Genomic DNA, 14,671 nt, shown 5'->3' on the forward strand with positions numbered 1-14,671 from the left:
CGCATGCGGGACCGCTCGCGCACGCCTTTTCGGATGGCGGCGCCGGCCGGGCGCGGAAACGCTCTGGGCCGATCACCAGAATGTTGGATGCGTGGCTCGCACGGCCACCTCGCAACCACGATTGGCGAGGAGTAGACCATCGACAACCCCGACACGATCACCTTGTGGCGGCCCACCGGGCAGGCCGAACTTGACCTCGTGGCGGCGTCGGGGTGGCGGGCTTGGCCGCCACGCCTGGCGGACCAGCCGATCTTTTACCCCGTCCTCAACCGCTGGTACGCCACGAAGATCGCCCGCGAGTGGAACGTCCCCGCCGAGAGTGTCGGCTACGTAACCCGGTTCGACGTCGAGCGGTCGTACCTGGACCGTTACGAGGTTCACCAGGCCGGTGGCCGCGAGGTGCTGGAGTACTGGATCCCCGCCGAGGAACTCGCCGACCTCAACGCCCACATCGTTGGCGCGATCATTGAGGAAGCCGAGTACCGCGGCCCAGTGAACGACCAGGAGTTCACCAACGCAGACAAGGCCCTGGGCCGGTCTCTGCCGGCCGCTTGGCGAACCTACCTTCAAGGTGAGTCGTGGTTCCGGCGAGGCTGGGTGTCCAGCGGAGCCTACGTTTGGCTCAATTCGCCACGCGAGATGCTCGAGTTGCATGACGCATGGGCCGAAGCCACCGATGAGCATCCCGGCATCGCGATCATCGGCGGTGACGGCTCGCGTGAACAGCTTGTGCTCGACCTGCGCAGCGACCCTGCACCGGTGCTACTGGCCGACATCACAAGCGGTGGCTGGGAAAGCGCGATCCGGCAAGCCGACGATGTCAGCCAGCTCATCGACCGCATTGAGGCGGGCACCTTCGAGTTCAACTTCGAGGATTAGGGGGGATCAGCGGTGTGATCGACCGTGCACCTAGCGGCAATTGCCGGCTTCTCCGGCTCGCCCCCAGTCACAGCATCTGTCAGGCGGCCAGCCGTCCGAACGACGCGTTTGACCCTTTGGCGCGATGCTGACCCGACCCGACCTCACATCGCTGAGAGGACGTCATGCCCGAGAGAGTCGTCAAGGAAAAGGTGCTCTGCTACATCGTGCGCGACGGTCGCCTGCTCGTCTTCCGGCACGTTGACTTCAGCTACGAGGAGGTGGGCATCCAGGTTCCAGCGGGCAGCATCCGCTGCGGCGAGGCACCGGAAGATGCGGCGCTGCGTGAGGCCCGTGAGGAAACCGGGCTCAAGCATTTCAAGATCGTTCGTAAGCTTGGGGAGGTTGAGTACGACATCAGCCCGTACCGGTTCGAGATTCAACATCGTCACGTCTTCCACCTGCAGTGCACTCAGCCCGCCCCGCCGCGGTGGCTGAGCCAGGAAGATCACGACGGTCAGCAGGAGCCAACCCGACTTGAGTGCTTCTGGCTGCCATTGGAGGCGGCGCACATCCTGCAGTCCGGCCAAGGTGCGCTCCTGGGACGACTGTTCGACTGACCCGGACGCGACGCGCCGGGAGGGAGGTCGTCGCGCGGCATGATCACCGGAGGGTCGGGACATCGGGCACGGAACAGGCCGATCGACGTGTGGTCTGCTCTGAAATGACCTACTGCACTTGATATTGATGATCTTTGCATGTGTGCACGATGTGTGCTCATCGCTCGTTGTGTGTTGGTGAGTGGCGATGAGTCATCGTGCGCGGTGGTGGCGGTTGACGGCCTGACCGGCGATCACGTGTGGTCGGGTTGTGATCCGCAGGTGGCGCTGCCAGCGCTGACAGATTCTGAGGGTCCCTGTCGCCCGCCGGCCGCTGCTGCTAGGTACCCTGTAGCCTCGCGCCCTCGTAGCTCAGGGGATAGAGCATCGGTTTCCTAAACCGTGTGTCGCAGGTTCGAATCCTGCCGGGGGCACCTCGAAGATCAGCAAAAACGTGCTCTGACCAGCAGATACGTGCCAGCGTTGATGATCCGCGGTATGCAGCCAACTGTCGTCCGAAGCCGCCGTTTGTCGCCATCCACGGACTATTCGCGGATTGATCTTGAAGGCGTCCGCCCAGGTCAGGGCTGCTGGCGTGCCCAAGACCCGGACTGGTGGGCGTGGTCAGGAGGTTAGCCACGCTGGCCCCGCAGCGCGTCCGTGATTCGCTGGTTGACGGTCGCCTCCTGGCCGTCGATGCACTTGGCGTACACCTTCAACAGCACGTCGACCGAGTGGCCCGCCCGTTCGGCGACCTCGGTTGCCGGAACACCAGCGTTCAGCCACAGTGACACCGCCGCGTGCCGCAGGTCGTACGGCCGACCGGCCAACGGCGAGGCGACCTGGGCCGGGCTCAGCGCCAGGGTGCGCGCCTCGTCCCAGACCCGGGAGTACGTCGAAGCCGCCACCACATTGCCCCGCTCGCTGGCGAATAGCCTCCCGTCGGTGGTGACCCCGAACCGGTCGATGTGTTCTCGCAGGATCGTCACCAGTTCCTCCGGGATCGGTACGCCCCGCGGTTCCGACTCCGCCCGGTGCTTGAGCCCGCGCCGGTCGTGCGCCTCTCCGGTGTCGGTCCACCGTTTGCCCGACTGCGGCCGGTTGTCGACCAGCGTCAGCCGGCCCCACCCGGTTGCCGGAAGATGGCAGTCCTGCTCGCGCAGCCCCAACGCCTCACCCGGACGCAGCGCGGCGAAGTACAGGCAGGCGAAGAAGGCGACCAGGCGCTCACCCCGCCGAACCTTGCCACGCCGGCCGACGTACGACACCGCCGTCAACAATTCCTGGCCCTGCTGCGGGTTGACCACCACCCGCCGGTCAACCCCCGTGCTCACCTTCTTGCGCACGGAATGCACCCGCAACTTGTCGATCGGGTTGAACTCCAACGATTCCAGCTCGACCGCGTATTGAAGCGCGTTGTAGAACACGGCCCGTTTCCGCCTGGTCGTGGTCGCGGCGGCTGACCGGCCGTCGAGCGTCAGCGCCAGGGCGTCGAGCGCCCGCCGTACGGTTGCAGCCTGGGCCAGTTCGGCGAGCGGCAGCGACGACCGGCGCAGCCAGCGCAGAGCCGGTGCCAACTCGACCGGCACCTCAGACTCCCGAGCGGCCGGTGGCAAGGCGTACTCGCGGAGCAGCCGCCGCAGCTCCTCCACCTCAGGCTGCCCGGCCAGGTCGGACACCAGCACGGGAGTGACCGTGGCCAGCGACTCGACCAGGCTCGCCCGGGACTTCGCGGCGGACCCGGGCCACTTCATCGAGACGTACGACTGCGCGAACTCCAACCATGTCACCGCGCTTTTTGCCTCAACCATCGAGTCGGGCAGCCCTGAATCCGGGTCGAACGCCTCACCGCGGTTGGTCGCCTGCATCAGATCGGAGCGGAAGTTGTCCGCCAGCGCCCGCGTACCGAAGTTCCGCGCCTTCTCCCGCCCGCCGACGATCCAGCGAACCGTGTACGTCTTCTTCTTGCCGTTCTTGTTCGGCCGGATGTCCCAGATCCGTACCGAGCGCGATTTCACGCTGCCTCCCGGTGCCGCTCAAGCCAGGCCCGGAAGTCCCGCCGTTCGATGCGCAGCTCACCGTTGGGGAGCTTGAAGCACTCCGGTGCGATGCCCAGCTCGCGCCAGCGGTAGAAGGTGCGCCGGGAGACGTTGTTGAGCGCGGCGAGGACCTGGGGGACGGTCATCAGCTCGTCGTTCATGGGGGTGGTTTCCTCCGAGGGTCAGGCTGCGGGGGCGAGGGATGCTGTGGTTGCCGAAAGCGCGCCGGGCGGGTGTTGCCTCGCGGAGTCGGCGGCTCGTCGGGCGTTGTCGAGGGTGGAGCGCCAGCGCATTCGGGCGGAGACGGCGCGCAGGATGCGGTGTTCGAGGGGTAGGACGTCTGGGTCTTCGGGGCGGGCGAGTTCGAATCGGTACCGCTCCGGTTGGTCGGTGGTCGCCTGGTCCTGGTGGTGTTGTTCGGTGTCGGCCATGTCTCCGGCGAGGACGGCGCGGATCCAGGCCCGGTTGTCCGCGCGGTGGTCGGCGAGGGTCTTGCCGGACCACTGCCGGGAGACGAGTACGCGGCGGCCGGTGAAGCCGAGGGTGTTGCGTTGGTGGACTTTGCCGGTGCAGCGGCCGGGGGTGAGGCCGGGTTTGGCTCCGTCGGGTTGGACGCCGTAGAGGAGCCAGTTCGCGCACGTTGGCGAGCAGGGCAGGATCGATAGTTCGGCGTGGAGCCGGTCGAAGTGTGCTTTTTGTGCGTCGGATCGGGGTTTGGCTTGGTCGGTCAGGTCCTTGGTGACGTACTTCGTCACGTAGCGGATGGACCGCTCGGCGTCCTTGGTGCCCTGCTCGATCCCCCGCGCGTCGATCCGCCCGAGTCTGGCCACGTACGCCGGGCGTGCGTCTTCGATCTCCAGGTCGTCCAGGGCGTAGGCCCACGAGGTCAGCGGCTTGCGCGTCTTGGGGTCGACGTATGCCTGCTGGTCGACGTCCCAGACCGGCGGCTTCTCGACGCTGTAGACCGGTTGGTCGAACGATGGCCACCACACCTGGTGGTAGGTCGCGGCGGCGATCTCCTTGAGTAGTCGGCGGGGCAGGGTGCCTCGGATGGCGAAGTGCGCGTGTGGGGCGAGGCGGCGTTGTAGCTCGACGGCTCCGGCGTATTGGACGTTCCAGCCGGCGGCGCGGCGGACGTTCTGCCACCACCGGTCCAGCACCCTGGCGAAGTGGATCGAGTCCAAGGCCGCCCGCCGGTAGTCGTAGCTGGCCGGGTCAACCGGCGTACTCAGCACGTCGTCGTAGGGGCCGTGCCGGTCGCCGCACTCGCAGGGCGCGACGTACGCGCCTCGGCGCAGGTGGGAGTGGACAGCACCGTGTGTGCCGAGGGTGAGGGTCACCAGCATCGACGGCCGGTACGTCTTGCCAGCCCTCCCGGCGTAGGCACGCCCAACCGTGCGAGGCGACACCGGCAGCCGAGGTAGGTCGGGTGAGTCCTGCCGCCGCTTCGTTGACCGTTTTCGGCGCGGGCGCTCGTCGCGTTCCTTCGGGGTGAGGTGCCCGCGCAGGTTCGTCTCCCCCAGGGCCTCGTCCAGTTCGGCGATGCCTGCGTCGAGGTCGGCGAGTTGGGCTGCCCGCTGGTCGGGGTGCATGGGTTCGTACTGGAGTGCTTCGCGTTCGAACTCCATGTGTGCCCGGACTCGGACCAGGGCGAGGACGTCTTCGGTGGGGTGTTCGGGGCGGATGGCGGGTTCGTCGGCGAGGTGCCAGCCCTCCCGGATCTGCTGGATCCGCAGCCTGCGGTTTCGTTCGGCGCAGGGCTTGCACTTCACGGCGAGGGTTGCCCCGCACGGGACCTCTACGACCTCGGTCAGCCCGGTCACGACGTCGGTGCGGCGGAGGGGAAGGGGGCGGACGCAGACGCCGTGCTGTTCCGCGAGTTGCTTGAGCGCGTCCTTGGCGAGCGGTCGACGCATCCGGTCCGCCCGCGATCCCGGCCGGATCTCAGCCGCGAGGGTGGGGCCGGGTGTCGGCTTGCCTGGGGCGGGGGCGAGTTGCAGTTCGAGTTGGGTCACGGGGTGGCCTCCGAGGGTGCCGAAGGGGTGTACGAGGTGCCGTTGCGGGACGCGAACGCGGCAGCCGGGACAGGGACCAGGGCGGGACGTTCGGACTCCCGGACCAGGCGCAGGAGTTCGGACGCCGTCCCGTTGGCGACCCGCAGGACGGCCCGGAGTTCATCGCGAGTGATCTGCCGCCCGGTCGCCGCCCGATGCTCGGCCGCGTACTGCCGGGCGAGTTGGACCAGGTCGACGGTGACCACCTGGTCGTCGTCCCCACCGTCCGTGTCGCCGTCCCGGACGTCATGCTCATCCTGGGCGTTGACCTGGGCGGGTACGGGTTCGGGACGATCACCGTCCTGCCCGTCCTCACCTGCCAGGGCAGGGGACGGCGCAGGGGACGCCGGTTCGGGTTTCACCGACAGGACGAGTTTCGACAGGCCGAGGAAGGCCAGGGCGGGGACGGCAGAGATCAGCCACCCGGACAGGCCCGGTTTCGCGACCGCGAGCTGCGCCGACAGCGACAGGGCCACCGCGGACACGAGGAGGAACATCGGGTAGCCGATCGGCCCGCCGGTCCGTCGCCGACGCCGGATCGTCAGCAGCGCCGCGAGCGGGATCAGTTCGGAGATCGCGGCGTTGGCCCACCCGAACCAGTCCCCGGTACCAGCGGGTGAGTTCGTCATGGTCCAGTCGTGGACGTGGGTGAACGACGCCGCCCCGGCCAGGCCGCCGACGACAAGGAGGATGAGGACCAGGACCACGCCCTCCACCCGCTCGGTTCGCGACTTTGCCACGGTGGCGCTCACGCCTGCTCCTGCTCGTCGGTGTGTCGCCGGTAGGTGCGGGCGAGGTCGTTGATGTGGGTGTCGGTGAGGTAGGAGAAGCGGACGCGGACGGGTTCGCGGACGCCGTCGAGGACGACGAACCCGACACCGGGGGTCGCTTCGGGGATCTGGTCGCAGACCGCGCCTCGGTCGCGGGCACCGTCGCCGAGGACCATGTCCGCCTGCTCCGGCTCGGTCATCCGCAACGCGATCCGGGTGGGGAACAGGTCCCGGAACGGCAACACGTCCTTGCGCGGGTCCTGCAACGCCGCGATCACATGCACTCCGACCGCCCGGCCCTGCGACAGGAGCAGGCCGAGGGCTTCGCGGATGCGGTCGCGGACTTTCCGGTCGGTCAGGTAGGCGGTGAGCGCGGCCAGCTCGTCCACCACGATCACCAACAGCGGATCGTCAACGGTCGGGGTGTGCTGACGGGAAACACCACGCAGCCGGGCCGCCCGTAGGCGCATGCGCTTCACGGCCTCTTCGAGGACACCGGCCATGCTGTCCGGGTCGTCGTAGGCGAACCGGGCGAACAACGGCGCCCCAGCGGCGAGTTCCATCCCGCCCTTCGGGTCGAACGCCCACAGCTCCACCAGACCCGAGCGGATGCCGGACGCGAGGGAACGGATCAGGGACCAGATCACCGACCCCTTGCCCGAGTTCGTCGCCCCCGCGATCAGCACATGCGTGCCAGCCAGCCGCAGCGAATACGGGTCCCCGTCCTCCCGCACACCGAGTGCCAGGTTGGTGAAGTCCGGTACCTGCGGCACCGGCAGCGGTACGACCATGCCCGCGAGGGGGTCACGGCGGCGGAAGTGCAGCACCACCCGATCCGGCCTGCTCGTTGACCGCGCCCGCCCCTCCCGGAGCCGGAACGCGTACGCGAGGCGTTCCGCCGCCCTGCCCCAGTCATCGGGGATCTGGCCGGGCAGCATCCGTACCGTCACCCGGTCGCCGTACCGGTCACACCGCACCGACAGCAGCAGCGGCACGTACCGGTCACCGGCGAACGCGGTAGCCAGCCCACAGGTAGCCATGATCGAGGCCCAGCCTCGCCGGTACACCCACAGCCGCCGCCACCGGGCCAGGACCGGGTACCACCCGAACCGCAACCACGATGCCGGATGCCACCGCCACCACGCGACGCAAGCCGCCGTGATGCCGAGGATGACGGTGACGAGGGTTGGCCAGCCGTAGGACGCCCACACCCACCACACAAAGCTGGACGGGCCGCTGATCCACCAGTAGCGAACCGCGAGGACCGTGAGCCGAACCAGGCCCCGCAGCAGCCACCAGACAACCAGGAGCCAACCGGGGATCCGCCAGGCGGGTAGCCGGACGTTCATCGGCGCGACCGGGATCTTTTCCCCCGGAATCACGTTGATCAACGGCATCAGCGGTCACCCCTGGCCGTCGCAGGAGCGCGGGTCACCACAGCAGGTCACCCCCACGTCCGGGGCGGGCGAGCGTGGCATGGCAGGTCCGGCATGCCATGTGGACCAGGTCGAACCGGTGCGGCGCGACCCAGCACAGGCAACGCGGGCAGCGGATCTCATCGACCAGCAGCGGCGCGGCCGGCATCCCGAGCAGCCGGCGGAACACGTTGACGACGGCGCGGGTGAGGTCCCGCGACCAGCGGGAGAGGAGGCGGCGCATCACGACCACCGCCCGACGAGGGACAGGGGGTGCGGCGACTTTCGGGCAGCACGAACTACGGTGGGCACCAGGCCCTCCTTCAACTTGAGGGGTGAGGTCACACGCGGGACGGGCCGGGACTCTTGGCGGGGAAACGGCCCGCCCCGCGAACAACAGAGAAGCGGTCAGGCAGCAGCCGGCACAGCGGCAACCACGGCCGGGACGATCGCCGTAGCGCGCAGCGAGTACGCCATCCGCGCCTTGCACTGGCCCGACGACTTGCACCGCTGCGAATCCACATACGGGGTCAGGGTCAGACCCTCGAACTGCACAGCCGGCGGGTAACCCGGCACCATCGACGGCGGCGGAACCGGCTGATGCGCCCCGATGACCTTCACCTTCACCTCAGTCGGGCGACCGAACTTCCCAGCCTCCGGGTCCAGATCCATCACCCGCACCACCCACACCCGCTCACCGGTCTCCTTGTCCCTCGCCTGGTTGTCCTGCTCACCACGCCGCTCGAAATCGATCTGCGCGTCGACACCGAGGCAGAGCGCCCCGGAGGGGAAGACGTACTCGGACGGGACCGGCACCTTCAACGTCAGCGGAACCACGAACGCAGCCTCCTAGCCGATTCTGGAACGTAGCAACTTGGCTACTTGACTTGTTAAGTCCGAACGTAGCTCGCGTTGACTTGACTTGTCAACCAGTTGGGTGGCCGTCCATCGTGGTTTCCGAGGGCCGGGGCAGGCGCCAGCGGTGGGGACGGGCGATGTTGCGTTGACAAGGCCGAGGGCGGCACATCCGTGCCGCCCTCCCTGACGACCGCATTTCGAACCGAACATGACCCATCTAGCGTCGCTGCTGCACGACAGGCTCGCGAGCGAGACAAGCTCACTCGGTCACGGTCGACTCGGCTGACTGGTCAGCGTCGTCCGATGTAGAGCGCAGCTACGCCGAACGCGGCCGTGACGATCGCGCCGACCGTAGCGAGGCCGGCGGTTGCAGTACCTCCCCAGCCGCCCAGGGCCGTCAGCAGTACAACCACACCCAATGCCCCGCCAGCCATGAGGAACGTCAGACGCATTACTGACAGATCCGGCTGGTGGCGCTGGCGCTCCTCGGCGTCTGGATCATCGGGCGTTAGAGTGCTCACTACGTCCTCGTCCTTCCGTTATGCGCGGCAGGCCAGCAGGACTTCGAGGCCTCCTTGTTGGCGCAGGGAGGCCTTCCTGCTTTGCGCAAGTATGCACGCGAGACGACGTGAGTGGGAATCTCACTCACCACGATCAACGCGATCTCGGGTTACAAAACAGGAGTAAGCGGGACCTAGTGCCGTCCAAAAGGGAAAAAGTCCGTCACACGTCGTGCGGGAGAATGACGTAGCTCTGTCGCTCGCCGACGTGACAGCAAAGAGCTAGCCCAGCGGATACACGTCTTCCAGCTCGTGACGAGAGGCCGGTAGCAAGACGTCAACCGCCAGCAGGGGAGCACCTGTCCGGTCGCAGATCGACAGCAGCACTGTCAGCAGCGGATCGCGGGAGCCGACCTGGAGTAGCGACGCCTCGTCGCCGGCCGGCAGGCGGGCGGAGATCTGTTCGCTCACATGGTCGAACTGGACCGCCTTGCGGGTAGTCAGGTGCCGTAACAGTCCCTCGCCCAGCGGCTCCCGCGAACCCACGCCGGTTCCCTCGGCCAGGTTCGTTGGCACATACGCCGTCCCCAACTCGATCGGGCCAAGCTCGTCGACCACGACGAGGCGACGCCGCGCGACGACCGACGTACCGATCTCCAAACGCAGGGCCGACGCGGCACGGGGTGGCGCCGGCACCACCCCGGCCGCGAGGAGCTGTGAGTCAGCCGACTCGACCGCGTCCAGTACGGCGTAGCTGCGTTCCCGGCCCCGTCGCTGTTCCTGCCTAGGTGTGCCGAGTACGAACCGGCCCTTGCCCTGGCGGCTGTCGATCCAGCCGTCCTGGCGAAGGAGGTCCAGTGCCCGGACGACCACCGGACGGGACGCCCCGAACTCGCGGACCAGTTCCGTTTCGCTGGGCAGCATCGCGCCTTGGGGGTAGGTGCCGTTCTCGATGCGCTGCTGCAACGCGTTCACGATCACGACGTACTTCGGTTGCCCCACTACGAGCGGCACACTTCACCCCCAGACAACAAGTCAGCTTGTCAAGAGGCTAGCTGCGCCTCTAACGATCTGTCCATCGGCCCGTGTTACCGGGTCTGCTGATCCGGGACTGTTCCTCGTGCCATGCGCGCAGCGCGTCCTTGAGCCTGATGTTCTCCTCCCGCAGCCCTGCCTCAGCGGCGTCACGGGCAACCAGCTCGTCCACCATCCGCCGGACGAAGGCGTAGACCTGATCCTCGGCCAGGCCGCGACGCCCGAATCGGGTACGGGCGAACCGTGTGGTTCGCACCTGATCCGGCCGCAGCCGGGTAAGCCGCTGGACCGCTCGGGAGACTCCGATCGCCGAGGTCACGACAACCACCCACCACGGACGCTCGCCACACCTGGTCGCGCCGGCACCCCAAGCCGAGGGTCCGGTACGCCGGCCCGGTCGGGACCTGCGGCGGACATCTGACCGACCACCGTTTCCATGATCATGACTCCTTCCGATCGAACGTCATCCGTCGCGGCATGTGCAGGCCGGACGGATAGGTCAGCGGCGGATGCCGGTTGTTGGCCCGGCCGGGCGCCGTACGGCTGTTCTGCCGGGTGTTGCCGCGACAACGCCGGGCCGGTTGGCGGCCTGCGCTGGCTTGTGTGGGCGAGCGAGCAGGTGCAGCCCGTCGTACTGCACGAAGATCTCCCGTTTCTCGGTCGCCTCGCCCTTCCGGTCGAGCACGTATCCGTGAAGCCAAACCCAGCCGTCGTACGTCGGCTGCTTCGAGACGACCGTGACGCGGAAGACGATGGCGCTGGCGCCGCCGAACTGGACCGATGCCGCCGCGCCTATCCGCAGTACGTCACCCGGTTCGGGCACCACGCCCCTGCCTCCTACTCGCCGAGATGGAAGGCGCCGAGGCGGGCGGGGACCAATGCCTTGTCTGTCGATTGCCTTCGTCAGACGGGTCACCTACCCAGCACCCACCCCGGCGCCGGCTCAACCGGAATGCGCCTCGTCCACGATCGGCGCACTCGGCGTGTTTTCTCCCGTACCGCCGCAGTCCGGGCATGGTCGCCGCCGTAGGCGTTGCGGATCGTCAGGAGCGCGCAACCACCGACGAGGACTCGCCAGCTTCCAGCCCCGCCCACCGCACGCCTCACACGAGCCCGGTCCAGGCTCGGCCGACCCGACCGGCTCTACCGGCTGCGGCCGTAGCCGAACGCCCAGGGGGTGACAGGCAACCGCCGGTCCACGGCGGACCGGCGGGAACATGGGTACGGGTGCGGAGATCGACGGACCGACGCCCCGACCGGCGCGCGATAACCTCGAATCACTGAGCGGTACGTCATGCGAGCGATTCATGCAGTGATCGTGTATCCGTCAATATGGACCCATCGAGGGCCTGGTACCGGACCGCTGTGGGACCTCGGACGGACATCAGAGGGACATGCATTGATGGCAGGACCTACGTAGGCGAGCGTAGGCAGTAAGCCCATCCAGAGAGGCGACACCGATGGCCCGAGACCGGCGCGAACCCCGCACGATGCTGGAGCATCTGATCCAGCAGAGCGACCGCACGTACGAGGAGTTGGCCGAGGAGTTCTCCCGGCACGACTCCCGCGCGGCGATCAGCGCCCGGCACCTCGGCCGCCTCGCACGCGGTGAACGGCAACTGGCCGACTCCACCCCGGCCACCCGCCGCGCGTTGCAGGCCCTGTTCGGTAAGCCCGTCGAAGAGTTGCAGCTTCCCTGGACGGCCGACCGCCCCTCCGCCGCACCGGTCAAGTCCGCCGCCCTGGCGCTGCCCGGTACTGGTCCAGAAAGGAACATCCTCGCCATGGCCGCTCAACGCGCCCGCCAGTACGCCATGCTTGCCGCCGAAGCCACCACCCCCGCCGCCATCCAGCAGCTCGCCGAAGACGTGCAGCGCCTCGCCCTGGCCTACCCGCAGCGACCGGTCAACGAGGTCATCGGCGACCTGGCCGAAACCCAGGACACCCTTTTCACCCTCCTGGAGCGCCGGCAACCGCCGGATCAGTCACGGGACCTGAACTTCCTCGCCGGCATCACCAGCGGCCTGCTCGCCAAGGTCTCGCACGACCTGGCCGACCCGCACTCCGCGATGCTCCAAGCCCGCACCGCCGTACTCTGCGCCGAGCAAGCCGGCCACCCCGGCCTGCAAGCCTGGCTACGCGGCATGCAATCCCTCGTCGCCTACTGGGCAGGCCGGTACGCCGAAGCCGTCCGCTACGCCGACGCCGGCCGCGAGTACGCCGCCCAGGCCGGCGGCACCTCCGCTGTCTGGCTCCCGATCAGCGCCGCCCGCGCCTACGCTGCCCTCGGCAACGCCGAGCAGGCCAAAGCCGCGATCGCCGAGGCCGAGCAGTCCTGGTCACGGGTACGCCCCGACGAGATGGACGCCATGGGCGGCATCTGCACCTTCAACCAGCCCCGCACCCTCTACTACGCAGCCGACGCCCTCGCCTGGCTCCCCAGCGAGGCAGCCGCAGCCGCGGACTACTCCGCCCAGGCCGTCAACGCGTACGCCGACCCGCACGACCCCTCATGGGCCTTCGGCGACCAGGCCGGATCACACGCCGACCTCGCCATTGCCCGCATCGCCAGCCGCGACCTGGGCGCCGCCGCCGAAGCTCTCGCCCCCGTCCTGGAACTCCCCGCCGAGCGGCGGATCAACGGGATCGTGCACTCCGTTCGCCGCGTCCACCAGGCCGTCACCCGCGCCGGACTCGCCAGCGACGCCCGCGACCTCATCGACGGCATCGAGCACTTCACCCACACCCCCGCCAACGCCCTCCCGCGATAGGGCAAGATCGGCGACATGTACCCCGTCACACTGACCGGCCACGCCGTCAAGCTGCGCGAATTCCGGCCTGACGATGTGGCCGACGCTCTAGCCATCAACGGCGACGACCGGGTCACCCGATGGCTGTCCTACGACAGCCGAGACGAAGCCACCACCGCTGCCATGATCAGCGGCGCGATAGAACGAGCCCAACTCAACCCACGTACCGAGTATTTCCTCGCGGTAGCGGACCGGGACGACCGCATGATCGGGTTCGCCCGGCTCGGCCTCACCGGCCACCAGGCCGCCAAACTCGGGTACGCCATCAACGCCGACCACTGGGGCCACGGCTACGCCACCGACGCCGCCCGCACCCTCATTACGTACGGCTTCCACCAGCTCGGCCTACACCGCATCACCGCCGCCATCGGCCCCGACAACGGGGCCAGCATTGCCGTCGCGACCCGGCTCGGCTTGCAGCACGAAGGTCGCCTACGCGACCACGTCTTCACCAACGGCGCCTGGCGAGACTCCCTGCTCTACTCCATCCTCACCACCGAATGGACCGCCAGCCAGGGCGAGTCGTAACGCCGCTGACCCAGCACCGCTGACCATCACCGACAAGATCGGTTGGCATCCCCGCGTCTGTACCATCGCGACATGCGCGACACAGCCACGCCACCTGACGACGGCCCTAGCGCACGCCAGCCCGAGGCACCCACGCCCCAGCAGCGAGCCGCCACCATCCGTGAGTACACGACCGAGGTCCTTGCCCGCGTAGAGCAATGGCGTGGGTCCCCGGCCTGGCATGACGACGAAATTAACCGGCGTCGGTACAACGTCACAGTCGACGCCGCCGCTCAACTCGACGCTTTGCCAGATCCAGTACACCAGGACAGCCTGGTCGTCATGGTCGACGCCATTCGCCCCATCCTCAATGAATGGCGTCCCAGCCGCCCCGGCAACGAACAAGCCATCTATGCCGCCGTAGAACGGCTCGGACGCGCGACTGGCCGACGCCAATAATTATGCGGACCGGGTACGCGAGGTACCTCAACTAGGATCGACCAACTGAACACGTGTCCGTTGGACACCATCGCCGGTGCTGCTAGTCCGACATCGGCCGTGGTGCAGGAACGGTTGGAGCGGATCTCAGGTACGACATGGTAGCGGCAGCGTTAGAGACCTGCGTTCTAACGTCAGAGAGTATTAGAAACACTCGCTCCTGAATCGTCTTCCAGTCTTCCAACTCGACATACTGCTCGCGCCCATGTGCAATGGAATTGCGGTTCTTTAGGAGCCTAGAATCGATTAGCGAACGGTGAATCTCGTGGCGGGATGCGTCGCAACCGATTGAATGCATGATGTCCTCGAAGCGGTCAAAGTTTAGGTTGGAGAAGGTGCGGATCATCGCCTGGTCGTAAGGAAGGCGGGCGGGCGCACCGGCCTCCTCGCGTATGGCAAGCACAATCCTCGTGTGATCTGACGATTTTTTGGAGGTCTCGCCAGAGCCAAGCAATCCCCGAAGTGCGACCGCCGCCAGCTCAGGCCGCAGTTGAGACACGGCAAGTCCCTTTTTCGCGACATATTCGAGGTACATCGCGACTCCCGCCTTAACGTAGCCCTCCCAATGCCCATACAGGATTCCTAGGCCTCCCCTCAGGATTGCCGGCAGTTCGTGGGGTCGGACTGACCGAGCCACTGCCTCCCATTGGTGAATCTCACGCGTTCGCCACTTCAGCTCCTCGGTCAGAGCCGCCTCTAACTGGTCAAGCGTCCTTAGGGCCATGACG

General features: G+C 67.5%; 16 protein-coding genes, 1 tRNA gene and 1 pseudogene. 6 read left to right on the forward strand and 12 right to left on the reverse strand.

Annotated features, from left to right (window positions below; genetic code table 11):
• Window positions 1–138: 138 nt before the first annotated feature.
• The 3 genes and pseudogenes from ACWEFB_RS12550 to ACWEFB_RS12560 form a co-directional block, all read left to right on the forward strand.
• Window positions 139–486, forward strand: a pseudogene (locus ACWEFB_RS12550) (ADP-ribosylation/crystallin J1); the annotation flags it as partial.
• A gap of 557 nt (window positions 487–1,043) precedes the next feature.
• Window positions 1,044–1,478, forward strand: coding sequence for an NUDIX hydrolase (locus ACWEFB_RS12555; RefSeq protein WP_452284961.1), 435 nt, complete (start codon window positions 1,044–1,046; stop codon window positions 1,476–1,478).
• A gap of 340 nt (window positions 1,479–1,818) precedes the next feature.
• Window positions 1,819–1,891, forward strand: a tRNA-Arg gene (locus ACWEFB_RS12560).
• A 198-nt stretch (window positions 1,892–2,089) separates the two neighbouring features.
• On the opposite strand, the gene ACWEFB_RS12565 is transcribed toward ACWEFB_RS12560, so the two are convergent.
• The 11 genes from ACWEFB_RS12565 to ACWEFB_RS12615 form a co-directional block, all read right to left on the reverse strand.
• Window positions 2,090–3,475 (reverse strand): tyrosine-type recombinase/integrase, encoded by a 1,386-nt coding sequence (locus ACWEFB_RS12565; RefSeq protein WP_452284963.1) that lies wholly within the window; start codon window positions 3,473–3,475, stop codon window positions 2,090–2,092.
• The gene (locus tag ACWEFB_RS12570) at window positions 3,472–3,657 is read right to left on the reverse strand and encodes a helix-turn-helix transcriptional regulator (protein ID WP_452284965.1); all 186 of its coding nucleotides are present in this window, start codon (window positions 3,655–3,657) and stop codon (window positions 3,472–3,474) included. Before ACWEFB_RS12570 ends, ACWEFB_RS12565 begins: the two co-directional genes overlap by 4 nt.
• A gap of 21 nt (window positions 3,658–3,678) precedes the next feature.
• Complete coding sequence (locus ACWEFB_RS12575; RefSeq protein ID WP_452285148.1) at window positions 3,679–5,412, reverse strand: replication initiator; 1,734 nt, start codon at window positions 5,410–5,412, stop codon at window positions 3,679–3,681.
• 95 nt (window positions 5,413–5,507) lie between these two features.
• Window positions 5,508–6,302: a DUF2637 domain-containing protein gene (locus ACWEFB_RS12580; protein ID WP_452284967.1), complete on the reverse strand. Its 795-nt coding sequence runs from the start codon at window positions 6,300–6,302 to the stop codon at window positions 5,508–5,510.
• Entirely contained in the window at window positions 6,299–7,717 is a 1,419-nt protein-coding gene (locus ACWEFB_RS12585; protein WP_452284969.1) for an FtsK/SpoIIIE domain-containing protein, read from the reverse strand. The genes ACWEFB_RS12580 and ACWEFB_RS12585 overlap by 4 nt, the downstream gene beginning before the upstream one ends.
• Before the next feature lie 34 nt (window positions 7,718–7,751).
• Window positions 7,752–7,979, reverse strand: a complete 228-nt coding sequence (locus ACWEFB_RS12590) for a hypothetical protein (protein WP_452284971.1) — start codon at window positions 7,977–7,979, stop codon at window positions 7,752–7,754.
• 164 nt (window positions 7,980–8,143) lie between these two features.
• A complete protein-coding gene (locus tag ACWEFB_RS12595; protein ID WP_452284973.1) occupies window positions 8,144–8,572 on the reverse strand; it encodes a hypothetical protein in 429 nt (142 codons plus the stop codon).
• 311 nt (window positions 8,573–8,883) lie between these two features.
• The gene (locus tag ACWEFB_RS12600; protein WP_452284975.1) at window positions 8,884–9,114 is read right to left on the reverse strand and encodes a hypothetical protein; all 231 of its coding nucleotides are present in this window, start codon (window positions 9,112–9,114) and stop codon (window positions 8,884–8,886) included.
• A gap of 261 nt (window positions 9,115–9,375) precedes the next feature.
• Entirely contained in the window at window positions 9,376–10,107 is a 732-nt protein-coding gene (locus ACWEFB_RS12605; RefSeq protein ID WP_452284977.1) for a GntR family transcriptional regulator, read from the reverse strand.
• A gap of 49 nt (window positions 10,108–10,156) precedes the next feature.
• The gene (locus ACWEFB_RS12610) at window positions 10,157–10,456 is read right to left on the reverse strand and encodes a DivIVA domain-containing protein (RefSeq protein WP_452284979.1); all 300 of its coding nucleotides are present in this window, start codon (window positions 10,454–10,456) and stop codon (window positions 10,157–10,159) included.
• Between the two features lie 171 nt (window positions 10,457–10,627).
• A complete protein-coding gene (locus tag ACWEFB_RS12615) occupies window positions 10,628–10,954 on the reverse strand; it encodes a hypothetical protein (RefSeq protein WP_452284981.1) in 327 nt (108 codons plus the stop codon).
• A gap of 634 nt (window positions 10,955–11,588) precedes the next feature.
• On the opposite strand from ACWEFB_RS12615, the gene ACWEFB_RS12620 reads away from it, so the two are divergent.
• The 3 genes from ACWEFB_RS12620 (at window position 11,589) to ACWEFB_RS12630 (ending at window position 13,904) form a co-directional block, all read left to right on the forward strand.
• Window positions 11,589–12,899 carry a hypothetical protein gene (locus tag ACWEFB_RS12620; protein ID WP_452284983.1) on the forward strand — a complete coding sequence of 437 codons (1,311 nt, stop codon included), beginning with the start codon at window positions 11,589–11,591 and terminating at the stop codon, window positions 12,897–12,899.
• Window positions 12,900–12,914: 15 nt separating this feature from the next.
• A complete protein-coding gene (locus ACWEFB_RS12625; protein ID WP_452284985.1) occupies window positions 12,915–13,466 on the forward strand; it encodes a GNAT family N-acetyltransferase in 552 nt (183 codons plus the stop codon).
• A 72-nt stretch (window positions 13,467–13,538) separates the two neighbouring features.
• Window positions 13,539–13,904 (forward strand): hypothetical protein, encoded by a 366-nt coding sequence (locus ACWEFB_RS12630; protein ID WP_452284987.1) that lies wholly within the window; start codon window positions 13,539–13,541, stop codon window positions 13,902–13,904.
• Window positions 13,905–13,986: 82 nt separating this feature from the next.
• Here the strand turns inward: ACWEFB_RS12630 and ACWEFB_RS12635 are convergent, their stop codons facing one another.
• Entirely contained in the window at window positions 13,987–14,667 is a 681-nt protein-coding gene (locus tag ACWEFB_RS12635; RefSeq protein WP_452284989.1) for an MAE_28990/MAE_18760 family HEPN-like nuclease, read from the reverse strand.
• Window positions 14,668–14,671 lie beyond the last annotated feature (4 nt).

It is taken from the genome of Micromonospora sp. NPDC004704 (genome assembly GCF_053601675.1).

Excerpts from the sequence above, each read along its gene's own strand:
- ACWEFB_RS12575 (WP_452285148.1), bottom strand. The coding sequence starts at position 5,412 with ATGCGTCGACCGCTCGCCAAGGACGCGCTCAAGCAACTCGCGGAACAG.
- ACWEFB_RS12620 (WP_452284983.1), top strand. The coding sequence starts at position 11,589 with ATGGCCCGAGACCGGCGCGAACCCCGCACGATGCTGGAGCATCTGATC.
- ACWEFB_RS12625 (WP_452284985.1), top strand. The coding sequence starts at position 12,915 with ATGTACCCCGTCACACTGACCGGCCACGCCGTCAAGCTGCGCGAATTC.
- ACWEFB_RS12630 (WP_452284987.1), top strand. The coding sequence starts at position 13,539 with ATGCGCGACACAGCCACGCCACCTGACGACGGCCCTAGCGCACGCCAG.
- ACWEFB_RS12555 (WP_452284961.1), top strand. The coding sequence starts at position 1,044 with ATGCCCGAGAGAGTCGTCAAGGAAAAGGTGCTCTGCTACATCGTGCGC.
- ACWEFB_RS12635 (WP_452284989.1), bottom strand. The coding sequence starts at position 14,667 with ATGGCCCTAAGGACGCTTGACCAGTTAGAGGCGGCTCTGACCGAGGAG.
- ACWEFB_RS12590 (WP_452284971.1), bottom strand. The coding sequence starts at position 7,979 with ATGCGCCGCCTCCTCTCCCGCTGGTCGCGGGACCTCACCCGCGCCGTC.
- ACWEFB_RS12585 (WP_452284969.1), bottom strand. The coding sequence starts at position 7,717 with ATGCCGTTGATCAACGTGATTCCGGGGGAAAAGATCCCGGTCGCGCCG.
- ACWEFB_RS12570 (WP_452284965.1), bottom strand. The coding sequence starts at position 3,657 with ATGAACGACGAGCTGATGACCGTCCCCCAGGTCCTCGCCGCGCTCAAC.